Genomic DNA, 17830 nt, shown 5'->3' with positions numbered 1-17830 from the left:
CGTGTTCTAGTGCAGATTGCGATTCTCATGGCCCACGCTGTGGCGAGGATTCTCTTTCCGGTCCCTACGCGGAGGACCCGTGTTTTTTTCCATTCCACGTCCTCCGCTCTCCACGATTCTGGATTTGTTTTAATCCGGGAAACTTAGATTTTTGACCGTCCCAAAGTGTCTAGAATTTGTGACGCATGCCGATACGCAGAAAGGTTTGCCTATCGCTGCTTGACGCAATCTGAGTATTGATCGCCGCGACAGCGGGTTTGCCGGTTGAGCCTGTTCCTGAAGCCGACTGGTATATGCCAACAACGTACATGTCTGTTCGCTTTGACAGGAAATAGTCAACTCCCAACGCTGTCTGCAAATATTTCGCACCCGGGTTGGTAGCACCGTTCGACTCGCTGACGTCGCTTCCCTTCGTATAGTCGAATGCCGCGCCCACGAGCAGGGTGGGGGTCAGCTGATATTTGACATTGAGTTCCGCGTTATTGAACGTCGCCGTGCCGACATAGCCCTTCGTGTTAAGCGATGCGACCGCGCCAAGGTCCATAAACCTGATGTTGGAGTACGTCGCGCCAATCGTTGCCGCACCAAAGGTGTAAGCCGCGCCCAATGCGACGACCTGGTAGGTATTGGCTGAAACGAAGCCGCTGTAAACCGGCGTAGTGACAGACGACGCGGTGCTGGACGAAGTATTATTGCCGAACATGCTGCCATTGTTCGCTGCAGGTGTTCGGGCGTTCAGATAACCCACCCCAAGTACCAACGGACCGTTGGCATAGCCGGCGCCTACCGACCAGATCTGGTTCGACGTGAAGTTGCCTGCGACGCCGCCCATGCTATACGTGCCGCCGAATGTCAAACCGGCAAGATTCGCACTTGTGTACTTGATGGTGTTATTTGTGCGGTATGAGTTGTTAAGATTGTCGAGATCGCCCGGGTGAGCGCCCATGCTGCTTGCCCACTGGTCCCCGGACTCCAGCGGACCGACATAGTCCACGACGGAATCGTATTGACGGCCTAGCGTAATCGTTCCGACGCCGCCGGACACACCGACATATGCCTGGCGGCCGAACATCAAACCGCCTTGACCAAGCTTTCCGGTGCTGACGTCAAAACCGTTCTCCAGCACGAAGACTGCCTTCATGCCACTGCCGAGATCTTCTGCGCCGCGTAGTCCCCATCGACTGGCTTGCAGGCCTCCGCTCGTCAGACTATAGAGCCGCTTCCCGCCAGCGTTGGAATTGTAGTTGACTCCCTCGTCGAGGATGCCATAGAACGTCACGTTGTTTTGCGCTTGACCAACGCTGGCGAGTGCACTCAGAACGCTGAGCGCAAAGTAATGCTTTTTCATCGATTGATCTCCAGAAGGGGCATGCTCTTTTTTTGAAATCTAAGGTCACTGTATTCTCAAACGGACTACTAAATATATATTCGCGATCGAATAGAATTTTTCAACGAATCGCATCTCGTTGGATTTATGCTGATTTGTGACTGACGGGCAGGAAATCAAGAAATACAGCAATCGAAACGGAGCGCCCTACTGAAGGTACGTTTCCACGACCTTGACCCAATAGGTCGCCCCGAGACTGATGATGCGGTCATTGAAGTCGTATTTTGGGTTGTGGCACATGCACCCACCCCACTGGCCGACGCCATTGCCGATGAACACGTAGCTACCCGGAACAGCCTGCGCCATCCATGCAAAATCTTCGCTGGCAAGTACGGATTTCGTGTCGTGTAGCACATTCTCGGGACCGACGATCGCCGACGCGACACCGCGCGCGAGCGCCGTAGGGGATTCGGCGTTCATTACCACTGGCACCAGTTGCTTATAGTGAATCGAGGCTTCCACACCGAAGCACTGTGCCTGAGCCTCGACTATCCCGCGCACGCGTGCCTCAATGCGCTCACGGATCTCAGGGCTGGTTGAGCGTATATTGAGCATCAGTTCCACGGACTCGGGAATGACGTTGTGTGTTGCTCCTGCATGGATTGCGCCGATGCTGACGACACCCGTGTCCGTCGCCGCGAGATTGCGCGCGACGATGGTTTGCAACGCCATGATGAGAGAGCCGGCGGCGACGATGGGGTCACGTGTCTTGTCAGGCATTGCCCCATGACCACCCACACCTGTCAGCTTGATCGTTGCTATATCGGACCCCGCTAACATGTCGCCGTCCTTCACAACGAATTGGCCGACAGGGATGCCGGGTCCATTGTGCAGTGCGTACACGGCATCGCACGGAAAGCGTTTGAATAAGCCGTCCTCGATCATCCGGCGTGCGCCGCCGAGGTTCTCCTCATCGGGCTGAAAAATCAGGTTTAGGGTGCCGTTGAATGACCGGCTTCGCGCAATATGTTTTGCTGCGGCGAGCAGGATGGCCGTGTGTCCGTCATGCCCGCAAGCGTGCATCTTTCCGGGCGTACGGCTCGCGTAGGGCAGACCAGTTTGCTCGAAGATCGGTAGCGCATCCATATCAGCGCGGATGCCGATCGTTCGTTTACTCGTTCCGAGCTTGAGTTGAGCAACGACGCCCATTCCGCCGATACCTGTGTAGACGCTGTAGCCCCAGTCTCGAAGCAGGCCTGCGACGAAATCAGCGGTCTCGTCGACGTCTGCCCCAAGTTCCGGATTCGCATGGAGACGACGCCGGATCTCGATGAACATTCCTTCCTCGGCCACGATTTCTGCGATCAGACGGTCTTCAGCAAATCCCTTCTCCAAAACCAACGGCATTTCTAGATCTCCATTCGTTGAAGTAGTGCGGCGCGCTCAGTCGGTGCGCCGCTCTTGCGCCGCTATCAGGCCGGCAAGCGAAATGAGGCTGCATACGACCATGTACCATGCGGGCGACATCTGGTTTCCGGTGGTGCTAATGAGCCACGTCACGATAAATTGGGCGAAGCCACCAAAAATCGAGACGCCTACACTGTAGACAACCGAAAGGCCGGTTGCCCGAACGTGCTTCGGGAACGATTCAAGCAGGAGCAACATCATCGGGATCGATGAGCCGGCAAGGCACGCTACCAGACACGCGATGATGACGAGTGCGATGCCAATATCGGTGGTGTGATTAAGCAACCAGAATGCTGGATAGATCAAGACAGCGCCCATGACCATCGCGCACATCACCATGGGCTTCCTGCGCCCCAGGCGGTCCGCTATAAGGCCCGCGAGAGGTGCGCCGACCATCAATGTGGCGCCGGAGACGCATCCTGCCAGGAAGGCCGTGGACGGCGGTAAGTGCAGCACGCGAATCAGATACGTGGGCATGTAGAACACGACGACGTACATAGCGGCCGTGCTGCTGATGATCAGCGAGATGCCGATTATCAACTGGCGTTTATAGTTGGACAGCACTTCTCGGAAGGCGCTTTGGGGCCTAGGCGCGTCCGTGTGTGTTTCGTCGAGCGCCTGACGGATGTACATGCCCACAGGACCGATTAACAGTCCGAACAGGAAAGGTACCCGCCAACCCCACGTCTCGAGGTTCACTGGTGATAAGAGGTTCGACAACGCAAATCCGCTCAGAGCGCCGATCAGTGCTGCTGCACCTTGGCTACCTACTTGCCAGCTCGTAAGAAAGCCGCGACTGGAGGGCCCGCTCGACTCCATGAGCAGGGTGGTCGATGCCCCAATTTCCCCGCCTGCTGAAAACCCCTGGATCAATCGTCCAATGACGATCAATATTGGAGCCAGCACTCCTATGCTCTTGTATGTCGGAGCTAGTCCGATGAGCGCAGTGCCTACGGCCATCATCATGATCGTCAGCGTCATTGCTGCTTTTCGACCAGCGCGGTCCGCATAATTGCCGATCAGCACACCACCGAGGGGGCGCATCACAAAGCCGATGCCGAACGTCGCTACGGCCATTAACAAGGAACCGAAAGGCGTGTCTGACGGAAAAAATTGCTTTCCGATAAGAAGCGCGAAGAAGCTGTAAATCGTGAAATCGAACATCTCAAGACCGTTTCCGAGTGCTGTTGCGGCGATCAGCTTGAAATTTGACGCTCGGACCTCAGTGGATGCACTGATCGCCGAATCTACGGCCGGGCTATGCAGATTTGCCATGACGATTCCGGTGGGGTGGTGGGTGTCGCGCGTTTGACGCGGTGATCCAACAATGAAGGCGTCAATTTGTTACCGCAATTCGTTTGTTTTTATGCCGATTACTTTTTCTTATCGCCAACTTTTACGTTTTCTGACGTTCGGCTATCCTCGCGTCTCCTCCTACGACACGGCAACGGATACTTCTAATGAAACTTCACCAGCTTCGCTCGTTGATCGTGGTGGCAGAGAAGGGCAGCATTCGCGAGGCGTCCCGGGTGCTTCACATTACCCAGCCGGCGATTAGCAAGGCACTTTCCGATCTGGAAACTGAACTCGGGGCGCCGTTGCTTTTGCGGTTCAACAATGGCGTGCAACTGACTTCGTATGGGCAGAGTCTGGTCCGGCACGCGCGCGCCATCGAACTGGAGATGCAGCACGCGAAAGAGGACATCGACAATCTGCTAGGAATTGCTCGTGGCAATGTGACGGTAGGCGTCACACCAGCAACCGCAACTGGACCGTTTGCCGAGGCGCTTAAACGATTCATGCGGATGCACCCGCATGTCAGCGTCAACGTGCGTGAACTCCGGCCGCTACAGCTACAAGAGGGGCTGGCGGACGGTTCGATCGATTTGGGATTGGTTTCCCGTATCGGGCAACCAGTCGAACCACGGTTCCATTGGGAGGAGCTTTATACCATTCCGACCGCTTTAGCGGTTCGTGTGGATCACCCACTGCGCGGAAAGAAGTCCCTGCGTGAGCTGGCCCAGTCGGCATGGCTCAGTTGGGATGGCTTCGACGATGCAACAAGCCTGGTAGGGTCGCTCTTCAGCGCCAACGGTGTTGAGCCACCGTCTAGCGTGCTGCGCTGCACGTCGACAACGCTGTACGTGGAAATGGCGACGACGACGGATCTCATTAGCATGTGGAGTGCATTACCTTTCCACATGCCCGAATACAACTCAAAACTGCGCCGAGTGCAGATATCAGAACCGTTGCCCAACATGACGATTGGCTTGATCTGCCGTGACCTGGCCCTCGCGACATCTATCGCGAGGGCGTTGATCGACATGATTCGTGAGAGCAGCGGCAACATGGGAGCTACGTTCCGACGCGCTGGCGCAATTCCCCGCATCAAGCCACCGAAGGGGCGTGAATAGCACGGTGGTGGCGTCACAGGTGTTTAATTGCGATACCCAAAATGCCGCGAGGTCGGCTAACCGGGAAGACAGACAGGGTTTAGAGCAGTTGCTTGCTGCCGTCATCCCGACTGGAAGGCAGTCGCCAGCCAAAGTGCAGCGATACGAGCCGCAGCACAGTACATGCGACGGCTGTTGCCCACGGGGTCCACACCGAGCTTGCGCCGGTGTAGCTGAGAAGAACCTCGACGCTGGCGCCTGCCAGCGCGGCGGAGGCGTAAATTTCCCGCTGCAGGATGCTTGGCACGCGTGACAGCAATATATCTCTGAGCACTCCGCCGCCCACGGCGCTGACCGTTCCCAGAACTATCGCGACTTCCGCGCCGGCATGGGCGGCCAAAGCCTTTTTCGCTCCCGCAACTGCAAACAGTCCAAGGCCGATGGAATCGAAAAGCTGTACGGGCGATTTCATTCGACACACCGTTGGGTAAGAGCACACTACCCAGGCGGCAGCGACCAGCGACACGGCCAGATACCGCCAGCTCGACAGGCCTACCGGCGGAAATGCGCCAAGGCACACGTCCCTCAAAATCCCACCGCCGCACGCGACGATGAAGGTAATGGTCGCAATGCCGAACAGATCCAGCCGCTGCTGACGTGCCGCGACTGCGCCGCTTACGCCAAATGCAAACGTGCCCAACAGGTCGAGTACCGTATAGATCAGATGGCTGTCCATCGCAGGCTATTCGGCGTTCCCGAACCAGGCGAAGGCCGCGCACAGCATCGCTTCAAGTCCGGTGCGCAAGGTTGGGTGCAGCAAAGGCGCGAACTGGGGTGAATGGTTGCTTGGGATAGTATTTATTTGTCGCGCGGCCTTGGCCTGTTCGTACACTTGCGGATCGGTACAGCCCACGAACCAAAACACGTATGGCACTTGCCATGCGCGGCCAAACACACTGAAATCCTCGCTAGCGGCTGCCGGCGCCGTTTCATAGGCGCGGTCGCCAAACCAGGCACCGAAAGCTCCGGCCAGAGTGGCGGAGGCCTGTGCATCGTTGACCGTCAGCGGGTAGCGGTTGATCGTCGTGAACTCGGGGTCGCGTGGTGCATTGGACGCCGAGCATTCGGCGCAGCAGATTCGCTTGATGGCGCCCAGCATATAGTCGCGTACGTCCTCGTCGTAGGTGCGCACGTTCAGCTTCAGCGTGGCATTGTCGGGGATGATGTTTTCCTTGGTGCCAGCCTGTAACGAGCCAACGGTAAGGACGGCCCGATCCTGCGGGGAGATTTCTCGCGATACGATGGTCTGTAGGCGCAGTACTGTCGATGCCGCCATGATGACCGGATCTACCGAGGTTTGCGGCTGTGAGCCGTGCGCGCCGCGGCCGAACAACTTGATTTTCAGGCTGTCACCGGCCGACAGAATGGTGCCGCTGCGATGACCGACGGTGCCAGCCGGCCCGACCATCACATGCTGACCAAGAACGATGTCGGGCTTGGGAAAGCGTTGGAGCATACCGTCGTCGAGCATGCTCTGCGCCCCCTTGCCCACTTCTTCGCCTGGCTGGAACACGGCTAGAAGCGTGCCGTGCCAGGTGTCGAGGTTCTCTGCCAATACCCGCGCCACGCCCATTAACCACGTGACATGCATGTCATGCCCGCAGGAATGGCACACAGGAACTTCCACGCCGTCTTCATCGCGGCTAACCACATCGCTGGCGTAGGGCAGGCCAGTGGCTTCAGCCATGGGCAGCGCGTCCATGTCGGCACGCAGCATTACCACCGGGCCTTCGCCGTTGCGCAGCACTCCGACAACGCCAGTCACGCCTATCTCTTGCGTAACATCGTAGCCATAACGCTCCAGATAGTCGGCGGCAATCTTCGCTGTGCGGAACTCGCACATCGATAGCTCGGGGTTACGGTGGAGATCTTTGTATACCTCCTCCAATTCAGGCAACAGGGCATCAAGCTCGGGGATTAACTTTTTTAAGGACGACATCGGGTATTCCTTCAAATACAAAGGCGGCAAAGTGATGGGAAAACGGCTGCGTCAAGCAGGCGGTAGCAGGCTGTCCATCAGCTTGGATAGCAGACCATCAAGTGCCTTGCGTTCCTTAAGCGAAAGCGCCGACACGAGCCGATCTTCAAGTTCTGCACCCACGGCCGAGGAATCATCTGCGACCTGGGCGCCCATGGCCGTAGTGCGCAAGCCGACGCTGCGCCGATCGACAGGGTGGGGGTTGCGGGAGATGAGTTTGCGAGACTCCAGCAGCGATAGTGTCTTGGACAGCAGTGTTTTTTCCAGCAACGCGCGGGATGAAACTTCCTTGGGGGTGATGTCAGGGCAGGCGTGGATCAGGCGCAACACCCGCAATCCGCGCACATCCAGATTCCAATGCTGGAGATATACAGCGTTAGCGTGCTCCATGAGTAGAGCACTGGTCATGTCCAGCTTGAAATTCAGAAAATCGGAATACACAGGAAACTCCATGGCGGATAAGCAAAGTATAGCAAACTAGTTGAAATATTCAACTAGTTTGCTATACACGGATTGTTCGTCCACCGGTGCAACGGACGCCGTTGAACGCGACCAGATGTAGTCACGCGCGATTGTTGCAAGTATTGCAATCGAGTTTCCACAAATTAATTTTCGTTTGGAACCGGTTCAAAGATAGTATTCAGCAGAATTTCGCCAATGGCGCAATCAAACCTGAACGTGAATTTCAACTTACCCAATGCTTGGGCCGGTCCAATTGGATTTGTCCGCGCCGGATGTAGTGACACGCCCGTTGACCGTTCCAGCAACCTCGAATGCTCAGAGAAAAAATCAGTTCGGAATGCGATCCGGGCGCGCCAAATCTGTCCCGACGTCATGCGCTCAAGACACTCGCGGCTGCGACGCAGCTCGCGTTTCTTTCCCCTACAGCGGTGTTTGCGCAGGGGGCGCGGGTATCGGCGGCCAAGCGTGCGACGAGCGCGCCGTTGCTCGACGCAACAGCCTTCGTGCAATTATCGAAAGCGCTGACCGGCCACGCGTCGATGAACGCGACTTTCGGTGCGCGTTTGTTCGCGACGCTGTGCGCTAGCGATAGTGTTTTTGCCGCGCAAGCAGCGGCGCTCGCGGATCAGATGCATTCAGGGCAGAGCCCGCAACAACTACTTGCCGCCGCCAGTGGTGCCGGGCTGCACGACATCGCGACTACGATCGTCGCCGGCTGGTACACCGGCACCGTCACGCGCGACCAGCATTCGAAGATGGTCGCGTACGCGGATTCGCTGATGTACGCGACCGTCGCCGACGGTCTGAGCGCGCCGACTTACTGCGCAAACGGACCTCTTTGGTGGGAAAGGCAGCCGCCCGCCGCCGGCGTTTCGACGCCCGCCGAAGCCGCCAGAGCGCGTAGCGCCGCGCCTGCGCCCACCACGCAAAAACAGGCTTGAACATGGTATCGCCCACAATCTCCTCCAGCGGCGATGTCGTCGCGGACGTCGTTATCGTCGGCTCAGGCGTGGTCGGCGCGTTGATCGCCGATCAACTCGCCGGACAAGGCCACTCTGTCGTGATTCTTGAAGCAGGACTGCGGATCGACCGCGCAACCGCTGTCGAGAACTGGCGAAACATGCCATTCCCGAATCGCGTCGGTTCTGACTTTCAGGGTCTGTATCCGCAGGCGAAAGCTGCGCCCGCGCCGCTGTACTTTCCGCCGAACGATTACGTCGCATTGAGTGGCCCAAGCGCGGGTAGTTTCAAGCAGGGCTATCTGCGCACGGTGGGGGGCACGACGTGGCACTGGGCAGCGTCGTGCTGGCGCCATCTGCCGGTGGACTTCAAGATGCAATCGACATACGGCGTGGGTCGTGACTGGCCGATCTCGTACGACGATCTCGAACCATACTATTGCCGCGCGGAGGAAGCGCTCGGCGTTGCCGGTCCGAACGATCCCGAACGGCAATCGCCGTCCGAGCGCAGCCGTCCGTATCCAATGGACATGGTCCCCTGGGCTTACGGCGACACGCGTTTTGCCGAAATCGTCAATGCGCACGGCTATCGCTCGATCCCAATTCCGCAAGGACGTAGCACGCGACCGTGGAATGGCAGGCCGACCTGCTGCGGCAACAACAACTGTCAGCCGATCTGTCCGATCGGCGCAATGTACAACGGTATTCACACGATTCAGAGCGCCGAAAAGAAGGGCGCAAAAGTGATGGCGGAATCGGTGGTCTACAAGATCGATACTGACGACCAGAACAACATCACCGCGGTTCATTTCTACGATGCGAATCGCCAGTCGCATGCGGCGAAGGGGCGTGCCTTCGTACTCGCGTGCAATGGCATCGAGACGCCACGTCTGTTGCTGCTCGCCGCTAATGCGCGCAATCCCAACGGCATTGCAAACAGCTCGGACCAGGTCGGCCGCAACATGATGGACCACTCCGGTTTTCACTGCACGTTCCTTGCCAACGAGCCGTTGTGGCTGGGCCGCGGACCCGCACAGAGCAGTTGCATCGTCGGTCCGCGCGACGGTGCGTTCCGCTCGAAGTATTCGTCAAACAAGATGATCCTGAACAATATCTCGCGCGTCGCTCCGGCCACGGAGCAGGCATTGCAACTCGGTCTCGTCGGCAAGGAACTGGACGACGAGATTCGCCGCCGCGCGATTTTTGGCGTCGATCTGTCGATCAGCCTTGAGCCGTTGCCCGACCCTCAAAACCGTCTCACGTTGAGCAAAACGCGCCGCGATCCGCATGGTCTTGCGTGCCCCGATATCTACTACGACGTCGGCGATTATGTGCGCGACGGCGCGACCGCTGCGCACGCGCAACTCGAGCATATTGGCCAGTTGTTCGGGGCGCTCGAGTTCAATATCACGAAGAGCCTGAACGCGAATAACCACATCATGGGCGGCACGATCATGGGGGCGAGCGCGAAAGACTCGGTCGTCGATGGCGATTGCCGCGCGCACGATCACGTGAACCTCTGGTTGCCCGGCGGCGGTGCGATGGCGTCAGCTTCGGTGGTGAATACCACACTGTCGATGGCCGCGCTCGCTATCAAATCAGCCGATTCGATCGAAAGAACCTTGCGGCGAGGCTGACATGATCGATCGATTCTTCAATGCGCGCCGCTCGGTGGACGCGGCCAAGAGGCGTCGCCGCGCGTGGGTAGCGATCATCGCGCTCGGCGTGAGTGCGCTTGGTGCAGCAGCCGCGTTTGCGCAAAGCGTCGCGAACTCGGTTACGGGTGCAGCCGCGCCAGATACGGAAACCGCGTTGATCCATCAAGGTCATCTTCTTGCGATTGCGTCCGACTGCATGGCATGTCACACGGTCGCGGACAAAGGCAAACCGTTTGCAGGCGGCTACGGCATCGTGTCGCCGATGGGTACGATCTACTCGACCAACATCACGCCCTCGAAAAGAGCGGGAATAGGCAATTACACCGAGGCGCAGTTCGCGCGCGCGTTGCGCGAAGGCGTTCGCGCCGACGGCGCGCATCTCTATCCGGCGATGCCGTACACCTCATATGTCGGTATGACGGATAAGGACGTGCACGCGCTTTATACGTATTTCATGAAGGGTGTGGAGCCGGTCGACGACGTTCCACCGCAAACGGCATTGCCGCTTCCGTTCAGCATCCGTCAGTCGATGATCGTGTGGAACATGCTGTTTCTGAAGAATCAGCGCTTCACGGTCGATCCGCATCGTAGCGTCGAGTGGAATCGCGGTGCGTACCTGACGAACGTACTCGCGCATTGCAGCGCGTGTCACACGCCGCGTAACTTCATGATGGCCGAAGATATCGACCAGGGATTCAGCGGCGCACAACTTGGGCCCTGGTACGCACCGAACATCACATCGGATCCGGTCAGCGGTATCGGTGCATGGTCCGACGACGAACTCGTCACGTATCTGAAAGCCGGCCACGTCGACGGCAAGAACCAAGCGGCCGGCGGCATGGCCGAAGCGGTGCAAAACAGTTTGCAGTTCCTGTCGGACGACGATCTGAAATCGATCGCAGTCTACCTGCGCAGCACGGCACCGATCCGCACGCCGGGCGAAAGCAAGCCGGCATTCGCGTACGACGGCCATGGTAGCGATGAAGCGTCGCTGCGCGGCATGTCGAGTGAGAACAGTATCGTTCCGCCGTCCTCCGGCGCTGCGTTGTTCAGTGGCTATTGCGCAAGCTGTCATCGCGCGGACGGTTCGGGCAGCGCCGATCAAAGCTATCCGTCGCTATTTCATAATACAGCGACGGGCGGCACGAATTCATCGAATCTGGTCGCGACCATCCTTCATGGTGTGGATCGCAAAGTGGGTGACAGGCACGTGCTTATGCCGAACTTTGGCGAAGAGTCGTACGTACAGCCTCTAACCGACGATCAGATTGCCGCGATCTCGAACTACGTATTGCAGCACTTCGGCAATCCGAAAGCTCCCGTGACTTCAGCCGATGTCGCAGTTGCGCGCCAGGGCGGCCAGTTGCCATTGCTCGCGTGGATTCAGCCGTACATTTTGCCGGTGGCGGGTCTGTGCGGACTCGTGTTGCTGTTCGGCACGTTTGCGTTCTGGAAGTGGCGTGCGCATCAGTCCGAGGTCGCTGACGGCCGGAGCAACGGATAAAAGACCATCGCGTGGCGCGTTATGTGTGAATGAGGGTTCATCTATGTTCAAAGTTGCTGTTTCGTCTCTTCTCGCGTTGGTGGCCTTGAGTGTTGCCGGTGCGACGCAAGCCCAGTCAGTTGATACCCCGAACGTGCCGGAGAAGTTACCGTTTGACGTGCCTTATGGTCCTCCTCTGTCATTGACGCAGGCCCGCAAGGTTATCGATGCCGCCGAGACAGAAGCACATCGACGTAACTGGCAATATGCGGTTGCTGTAGTCGACAGCGCCGGCAATCTGCTGTCGTGTGACAGGATGGACAACACCCAACTGGCGTCGCTCGCGATTGCGGAGGCGAAGGCGCGCGCGTCCGCGCAATTTCGTCGGCCGACGAAGGCGATGCAAGAAGCGGTAAATAACGGCTCGGCGGCTGTGCTGAGCATTCCTGGCATTTTGGCGGGCGAGGGCGGGATTCCGATCGTGATTGACGGCAAACTGGAGGGAGCGGTGGGCGCCAGCGGTGGCGCCGGCGTCCAGGACTCCATAATTGCCCAGGCCGGCGCGGGAGCCATAGCGGTAGCCGCATCGGCAAAATAGTTTCACGAGACGTCATTACCGAGACATCGACATGCAATTATCTATTTCTAAATTCACCCTCTGTGCGCAGGCGGTAATTACGCTGACCATCGCCGTTACCTCATCGACGTTCGCATCTGCGTCCGAAGGGGCCGACTGGATCGTGTCGGGTAACGACGGAAAGTATCAGCGGGTCGAGGGGCGCGATACATATCCCGACACTCACGGCCCTGACACGTTGACGCTTCTCGATGCGAGCCATTTCCCGCCCCAGATAAAGGCGCAGGTGGAGGTCGAGAATGGCATTCAGGGTCCGCCGCAAGCAGTTGCAATTACACCAGACGGCGCCATCGCGCTGGTCGGCGCACCGACTCGCTACGATCATGCAACGAGCAAGCTGCAAATGGATTCATTTGTGCAAGTAGTCGATTTGCACGCGCCGGTGCCTGTCGTGAGCCGGATCGAGATAGGGAGTCATCCTCAAGGGATTGCGATCGACCACGCGGGTCGGCTTGCACTTGTTACGTGTGTCGACGGCAGTGTTGTGGAGCTTCGAATTGACGATGGAAATGTGACGCTCGCCGGGCGTCTGACTGTTGGACACAAACGCCTGGCGGGCGTGAGTTTCACTCATGATGGGCGGCGCGCTTTGGTGGCCATGCGCGATGAGCAGGGCGTCGCTGTGCTCAACGTTGCCGATGCTCGGGTTTCAGATAGCGGTTTGCGTTTGTCGAGCGGCGTGGCTCCGTACACGATCGACGTGTCGAGCGATGGTAAGTGGGCTGTCGTGAGTGATGTTGGTCTCGCCGGGTTGCCGTCTTACGCGGGCACGCTCACGGGCGATGCCGATGCAATCACACTTATCGACACGGCGCATGAGCCGTTCCGCGCGGTTCAACACATCACCGTGCCGTCGTTGCCTGAAGGCGTTGCCATTTCGCCAGATGGCAAATGGATTGGCGTCTAGGCAATGAATGGCTCGAATCTGACGCCAGACAATCCAGGTCGTCAGCCGCGCGGGAAGGTACTGTTGTTCGCGATTCGCGACGGACAGGCGGTGAAGGTTTCCGAAGCGGCTGGCGGAGAAGCAGCACAGGGCATCGCGTTCACTGCGGACAGTAAGTACTTGATCGTGCAGTTCAACGTCGAGAAGCAACTCGCCTTTTTCGCCGTGGATGGCGGACGCTTGCATGAAGTTGGCCCGCGGATTGCGCTGACCGGTGGGCCGTCGTCGATTCGAACTGCACCGCGCTGAATACGGTGCTGATGCGTGACTGGTTGGAACCATCAAAAAGAGCTACACGGTGCGCGATCCGCTCGTGCAAACGCTATGAGCGTGACGCCGTTCTTGTGCGTATTAAGCAGATTAGGAACAACCATCCCTTGACACGCAAGAATTCCCCGTACGCGATGCAGGAACCGCTTCCGCCGAGACGCGATGTAGCGACTCACACCAAATGTGCACGCAATTAATTAGCCTCGTGTCTCACGTCCGAGTCGTCGCCCGGTCCGATTAGTTTGCCCGTCGGCATGATGCGCAACTAATTGTTGTCGCGCGAAATAGGTCGCCGTCGCGCCAAGCTTCTTTCACTATTTCCGATCGACATTAACTTTACCGAGTCCGACCGGTGTCGGCGCTGCTGTTCATAGAAACTATTCTGAACGCCCCTCATGCTGCCTCACTGCAGCGAGTCCTTCGCAGCGGGCAAAAGCGGTCTTAAAGTGACTGCTTGAGAGACACGAGTTGCCTGCAGGGCAGCGGACCGATTGCCGCAGAAGTTCCCCTGATTTTGCACCTGCCGTCGAGGCGACATCCGATTCTGCGTTGGAGCGGTGACCTAAGTTTGATGAGTGACAGGACCTTGGGTTACGGGCAAAGTCATCGATGCTAGGAAGGGCGTCGCCGCGTCCACTTCGTCGCTGGGCGCCTGCGCCACCCATGCGCCTGCGTTCAAGGCCGATCGCGCCGCCGGACCTCGCCCTAAGTCGCAGCCGGCGAGTAGCGCTGCGCTGACAGCGTCAACAGTCTGGACGACCGAGCCGGGATACCCCATTGTCGCGAGACAACTGGTATTCCATGAGCAAAATCAACGGACCAAGGACGGAGGAATGCGGTGGATTGCAACCTCGTCCTGAGGCAGCTAAGCCAACGCGCAGTGGGGCGCCGGCAGGGAAGCCTCCCTGCGCTGGATTGGGCTGCGACTGCACGAGGAGTCGGGCAGATTGGCTGAGGACCCGGCGATCATCGGTGGCGACGGGGCGGGGCGCTGGAATAGTTGCCCAACTTGCCCGGAACCTAAGATCGAGGTTCCCGACATGCGCGGATTTTCTTAACGCAACCTGAAATATATGCGCTCGCTTATGCAGGCGTGGCCAGAGGGCCAAATTTGGGCAGAGCCTGCTGCACAATTGCCTTGGTTCCATCTTTCTACCTTACTGCATATGGTCAAGGATTCGAAGCGAGGAAGCGCGTATGCCGGCAAGACGCATGAGCATGGCTGGCCGCGGCACGTTCTGACGATGCAGATCAAGACAGCGCTCTGCGCGAGCCGCCAGTGCCGTGACGAATTTTAGGGGAAGCTTCGCTCGACAACAGTGCGATTTCGCTCGGGATGCGCAGGATGATCCGGACATTGCGGACTTTCTCGGCCTCACTGACGATCCACAGGACCGTGATTCCGAGCAGGCGCGCACGGTGACTTAACACCCGTTATTGCAGCTACGGTTGCCAAGGCGTTAAAGAGAAGAGTGCCTCGAACTCTGTGAGCTCGATTTGCGCATCGCTAACGAAGTTTCGGAGGACCGCTGGTCGGCCTTTGCGGCCGCTGGGACCGGACGACTGCTACGTCAGCAATATGGCGGACTGCGGCCGGTGGTTTGTCGTCGCCGCCGAATGACAGCTTTCTCGATCAGTGACCTCACACTCTCGACCCGCTGCAGCCGGTCGACCCAACGCGACATATAGGGCGGCTTTCAAGGTACAACCGACGTTCGAATAGTCGCATTGGAAGACGAGGGGCGGCCTGAGCCAACGCTCAGGTGTCGCTGTTCGCGTGGCAGCTTCATGTCGCTTTGCTGCCGCTCTCACGCAGGTGGCCGCGAATGTCGGGTCACGCTGCCTGCCTGCAAACGCGTGCTCCGACCTAAGGCACTAGTCCACTCTAGGGAATGGACGTCCGCCCCCGGTAGACAAGACAGTCATTTGATAGCGGGTTGTTCGCGGACGAGGCCCGTGTCCAGGAAACCAAATATCATCTAGGGCCGGGGGTCGACCGTCCACAGGCCTAAAATCGCATCTACACTGTATCGGCAGATCTGTTTGTCTAATGCGGGAAGGCCGTCGGGATAACCGCCGACTATTCGGGCTTCATTGGACATTCCCTGGAGCAGATTCCCGAGCAGTCGAGCGCCGTGCGCCGGATTGTCGATTCGAAGCTCACCACGCTCGCAGGCAGCACGAAGGTAGCGTTCCAGCGGGTCGATAACCTGTACCGAGACGATCTTTCGAAAATACTCCGAAATACCAGGAACGCGATGTCCTTCGGCCACAAGTAGACGATAAAAGTCAACCGAGCGCGGTTGGGTCGTATACGTGAGCAGGCGCAATGCCATCGCGTACAGAGCTGTTGCAGGGGGCTTCGAAAGCAGGCTCTCCGGAAAGAACTGCGCTTCGAGACCTTCGAATTCGCGCTGCAGCACCGCGGCGAGCAACCCTTCCTTGTTGCTGAACAACTGATACGCGGTCGCGGCGGATCCTCCTGCCTTGCTTACGATCGTCTTCATCGACGTCTGCGCATATCCGGTCGTAAGGAATTCTTCGGCGGCCACTTCAAGAAGCCTGACGCGTCGCGCTTCGCCCTTTACTGTGGGAGCCTGACGTTCACTTTCCTCGCTCAGCTTCCTCATGACCAACTAGCCTCCTTCATAAAAAGCGCCCAGCAACGCACGAGGTTGAGATGGGCCTCAAAGCCCTCCTCGTCACGAGCTGGCAGAGCCAGCGATTATGCACGAACGGCCTGGACCAGAGATCCAAACCGGACATGGACGCGAAAGGCTACCGATTCATTTTCAAACCACACCAAAACGTAACGTATGGTACATTACTGTTTTAGTTTGCGGTGAATTGCCCGAAATAAAACTGTTTGTTCTCGTCAGAATCCGCGTGGGCGTTTGCGAGACCAGCGGTAGACCATGCGCGAATCTGGAGTCACATGATGCGGCAGCCCGGCATCGGAGACCGATCACTAGTGTGCCGGCCCTCAGCGTCATCGGCACGAAACGTAACAACGGAGTTGTCGATGCCACTTCACGAGGTAGAGGTCTTTGGTCTTCTGCTTAGCCCGATATTCATGATGATCCTTGCGGCCGTCGTCGGCACAAGTCTGATTGCGGGGGTGGTAAACCGAATCATCCCCTATTCGTTGCACAGGAACGAAAGCCTTCTGTACGTGCTGTTGCTGGTCGGCATCGTGGCGATGATGGTAAGTCATTCATTTTGAGAGCTGGACAATGAAAAGAGCAGCAAGTGCGTTGACGACCTTGATATTGATCGCCGCTATCGGCGCTGGAATCAGCTTCATCTGGAATCGGTACATGTACACGCCGTGGACCCGCGATGGCAGGGTTCGTGCGACGGTCATTTCCATCGCACCGGATGTCTCGGGCTGGATCGACCAGCTGAATGCCGAGAACTCTCAATCGGTCAAGGAAGGCGATGTGCTGTTCACCGTCGACAACGCACGTTACAAGGTCGCACTCGAACAGGCTCAGGCACAGGCCGACAGTGCGAAGGTGGATTGGCAGCGAGCGGCGAGCGTCTATCAACGTCGCGGCAGCCTGACCGACGGCGGCGTGAGCAGCGAAGAAATCGACCTCGCGCGCCTCGATATGCTGGCGAAGCTCGCGGTCTACAAGCAGGCGCAAGCGAAAGTAGATGCGATGCAACTCGATCTGTCCCGAACGATATACAAGGCCCCGGCCGACGGGAAAATCATCAATCTGGCGCTAGAAAAAGGGGACTACGTCACGCGTGGCGTCGACCGTCTGGCGCTCGTTAAAAGCAATAGCTACTACGTCACGGGCTATTTCGAAGAGACCAAGATACCCGCCATCAGGCTTGGCGACAAAGTGGAAATATGGTTGATGGCTGGCAGTATCAGACTCGACGGCCACGTTGAGGCTATCGACAGCGGCATCTCCAACGAGAATACGACACCGGGAAACGAAATGTTGCCGTCCGTTTCCGCGACCTTCTCCTGGATTCGTCTCGCCCAGCGCATTCCTGTCGACATCAGGATCGATAGCGTCCCGGCCGGGGTGGATTTGAGTTCGGGAATGTCGGCAACCCTCAAAGTCGTGGTTCCGCCAAACGAGCAACGCAACCGTCGATCGGTTCTGCATGCTTTGAGCACCGACGTCAGCGCCGTTCTCCATTAATGGCGAAATTGGCCGCTATGAACGCCTTGG

15 protein-coding genes and 1 pseudogene are annotated in these 17830 nt (G+C 58.0%); 9 read left to right on the top strand and 7 right to left on the bottom strand.

Annotation, left to right across the window (positions count from 1 at the left end):
- Window positions 1-169: 169 nt before the first annotated feature.
- The 3 genes from P0D71_RS29460 to P0D71_RS29450 all read right to left on the bottom strand — a co-directional run bounded on the left by P0D71_RS29460 (window position 170) and on the right by P0D71_RS29450 (window position 4069).
- Complete coding sequence (locus P0D71_RS29460; RefSeq protein ID WP_408483256.1) at window positions 170-1348, bottom strand: porin; 1179 nt, start codon at window positions 1346-1348, stop codon at window positions 170-172.
- A gap of 186 nt (window positions 1349-1534) precedes the next feature.
- A complete protein-coding gene (locus tag P0D71_RS29455) occupies window positions 1535-2734 on the bottom strand; it encodes a M20 aminoacylase family protein (RefSeq protein ID WP_091808647.1) in 1200 nt (399 codons plus the stop codon).
- A 36-nt stretch (window positions 2735-2770) separates the two neighbouring features.
- Window positions 2771-4069, bottom strand: coding sequence for an MFS transporter (locus P0D71_RS29450; RefSeq protein WP_408298704.1), 1299 nt, complete (start codon window positions 4067-4069; stop codon window positions 2771-2773).
- A gap of 185 nt (window positions 4070-4254) precedes the next feature.
- Here P0D71_RS29450 and P0D71_RS29445 point away from each other — a divergent pair, with 185 nt between their 5' ends.
- Entirely contained in the window at window positions 4255-5208 is a 954-nt protein-coding gene (locus tag P0D71_RS29445; protein WP_408298706.1) for a LysR family transcriptional regulator, read from the top strand.
- Between the two features lie 79 nt (window positions 5209-5287).
- On the opposite strand, the gene P0D71_RS29440 is transcribed toward P0D71_RS29445, so the two are convergent.
- The 3 genes from P0D71_RS29440 to P0D71_RS29430 are packed head-to-tail and all read right to left on the bottom strand — an operon-like array spanning window position 5288 to window position 7666.
- Entirely contained in the window at window positions 5288-5923 is a 636-nt protein-coding gene (locus P0D71_RS29440) for a trimeric intracellular cation channel family protein (RefSeq protein ID WP_091808653.1), read from the bottom strand.
- 6 nt (window positions 5924-5929) lie between these two features.
- The gene (locus tag P0D71_RS29435) at window positions 5930-7186 is read right to left on the bottom strand and encodes a M20 family metallopeptidase (protein ID WP_091808655.1); all 1257 of its coding nucleotides are present in this window, start codon (window positions 7184-7186) and stop codon (window positions 5930-5932) included.
- A gap of 51 nt (window positions 7187-7237) precedes the next feature.
- Window positions 7238-7666 carry a MarR family winged helix-turn-helix transcriptional regulator gene (locus P0D71_RS29430; protein ID WP_091808658.1) on the bottom strand — a complete coding sequence of 143 codons (429 nt, stop codon included), beginning with the start codon at window positions 7664-7666 and terminating at the stop codon, window positions 7238-7240.
- Window positions 7667-7998: 332 nt separating this feature from the next.
- Between P0D71_RS29430 and P0D71_RS29425 the strand changes: the two genes are divergently transcribed.
- From P0D71_RS29425 to P0D71_RS29400, 6 genes and pseudogenes are all read left to right on the top strand, one after another.
- A complete protein-coding gene (locus P0D71_RS29425; protein ID WP_408483255.1) occupies window positions 7999-8628 on the top strand; it encodes a sugar dehydrogenase complex small subunit in 630 nt (209 codons plus the stop codon).
- Window positions 8629-8630: 2 nt separating this feature from the next.
- On the top strand, window positions 8631-10283 hold the full coding sequence (locus P0D71_RS29420; protein WP_408483254.1) for a GMC family oxidoreductase: 1653 nt from the start codon (window positions 8631-8633) through the stop codon (window positions 10281-10283).
- Window position 10284: 1 nt separating this feature from the next.
- Entirely contained in the window at window positions 10285-11808 is a 1524-nt protein-coding gene (locus P0D71_RS29415) for a c-type cytochrome (RefSeq protein WP_408298716.1), read from the top strand.
- A 43-nt stretch (window positions 11809-11851) separates the two neighbouring features.
- Window positions 11852-12385 carry a GlcG/HbpS family heme-binding protein gene (locus P0D71_RS29410; protein ID WP_408298718.1) on the top strand — a complete coding sequence of 178 codons (534 nt, stop codon included), beginning with the start codon at window positions 11852-11854 and terminating at the stop codon, window positions 12383-12385.
- A gap of 31 nt (window positions 12386-12416) precedes the next feature.
- Window positions 12417-13619, top strand: a pseudogene (locus tag P0D71_RS29405) (YncE family protein).
- A 1094-nt stretch (window positions 13620-14713) separates the two neighbouring features.
- On the top strand, window positions 14714-14938 hold the full coding sequence (locus tag P0D71_RS29400; protein ID WP_408483253.1) for a DUF1016 N-terminal domain-containing protein: 225 nt from the start codon (window positions 14714-14716) through the stop codon (window positions 14936-14938).
- A 681-nt stretch (window positions 14939-15619) separates the two neighbouring features.
- Here P0D71_RS29400 and P0D71_RS29395 read toward each other — a convergent pair.
- Window positions 15620-16270 (bottom strand): TetR/AcrR family transcriptional regulator, encoded by a 651-nt coding sequence (locus P0D71_RS29395; RefSeq protein ID WP_091808494.1) that lies wholly within the window; start codon window positions 16268-16270, stop codon window positions 15620-15622.
- 392 nt (window positions 16271-16662) lie between these two features.
- Here P0D71_RS29395 and P0D71_RS29390 point away from each other — a divergent pair, with 392 nt between their 5' ends.
- Both P0D71_RS29390 and P0D71_RS29385 read left to right on the top strand, forming a co-directional pair.
- The gene (locus tag P0D71_RS29390; protein ID WP_091808491.1) at window positions 16663-16863 is read left to right on the top strand and encodes a hypothetical protein; all 201 of its coding nucleotides are present in this window, start codon (window positions 16663-16665) and stop codon (window positions 16861-16863) included.
- 10 nt (window positions 16864-16873) lie between these two features.
- Complete coding sequence (locus P0D71_RS29385) at window positions 16874-17800, top strand: efflux RND transporter periplasmic adaptor subunit (protein ID WP_218157143.1); 927 nt, start codon at window positions 16874-16876, stop codon at window positions 17798-17800.
- Window positions 17801-17830 lie beyond the last annotated feature (30 nt).

This window comes from Paraburkholderia sp. RL17-383-BIF-A (assembly GCF_046028015.1).
GTDB lineage: Bacteria > Pseudomonadota > Gammaproteobacteria > Burkholderiales > Burkholderiaceae > Paraburkholderia.
This window is presented reverse-complemented; position numbering and strand designations above follow the sequence as displayed.

What these genes read in the sequence shown, in the direction of transcription:
- P0D71_RS29445 (WP_408298706.1), top strand. Translation starts at nt 4,255, where the DNA reads ATGAAACTTCACCAGCTTCGCTCGTTGATCGTGGTGGCAGAGAAGGGC.
- P0D71_RS29395 (WP_091808494.1), bottom strand. Translation starts at nt 16,270, where the DNA reads ATGAGGAAGCTGAGCGAGGAAAGTGAACGTCAGGCTCCCACAGTAAAG.
- P0D71_RS29390 (WP_091808491.1), top strand. Translation starts at nt 16,663, where the DNA reads ATGCCACTTCACGAGGTAGAGGTCTTTGGTCTTCTGCTTAGCCCGATA.
- P0D71_RS29425 (WP_408483255.1), top strand. Translation starts at nt 7,999, where the DNA reads ATGCTCAGAGAAAAAATCAGTTCGGAATGCGATCCGGGCGCGCCAAAT.
- P0D71_RS29420 (WP_408483254.1), top strand. Translation starts at nt 8,631, where the DNA reads ATGGTATCGCCCACAATCTCCTCCAGCGGCGATGTCGTCGCGGACGTC.
- P0D71_RS29385 (WP_218157143.1), top strand. Translation starts at nt 16,874, where the DNA reads ATGAAAAGAGCAGCAAGTGCGTTGACGACCTTGATATTGATCGCCGCT.
- P0D71_RS29455 (WP_091808647.1), bottom strand. Translation starts at nt 2,734, where the DNA reads ATGCCGTTGGTTTTGGAGAAGGGATTTGCTGAAGACCGTCTGATCGCA.
- P0D71_RS29410 (WP_408298718.1), top strand. Translation starts at nt 11,852, where the DNA reads ATGTTCAAAGTTGCTGTTTCGTCTCTTCTCGCGTTGGTGGCCTTGAGT.
- P0D71_RS29440 (WP_091808653.1), bottom strand. Translation starts at nt 5,923, where the DNA reads ATGGACAGCCATCTGATCTATACGGTACTCGACCTGTTGGGCACGTTT.
- P0D71_RS29450 (WP_408298704.1), bottom strand. Translation starts at nt 4,069, where the DNA reads ATGGCAAATCTGCATAGCCCGGCCGTAGATTCGGCGATCAGTGCATCC.
- P0D71_RS29400 (WP_408483253.1), top strand. Translation starts at nt 14,714, where the DNA reads ATGCGCTCGCTTATGCAGGCGTGGCCAGAGGGCCAAATTTGGGCAGAG.
- P0D71_RS29415 (WP_408298716.1), top strand. Translation starts at nt 10,285, where the DNA reads ATGATCGATCGATTCTTCAATGCGCGCCGCTCGGTGGACGCGGCCAAG.
- P0D71_RS29435 (WP_091808655.1), bottom strand. Translation starts at nt 7,186, where the DNA reads ATGTCGTCCTTAAAAAAGTTAATCCCCGAGCTTGATGCCCTGTTGCCT.
- P0D71_RS29460 (WP_408483256.1), bottom strand. Translation starts at nt 1,348, where the DNA reads ATGAAAAAGCATTACTTTGCGCTCAGCGTTCTGAGTGCACTCGCCAGC.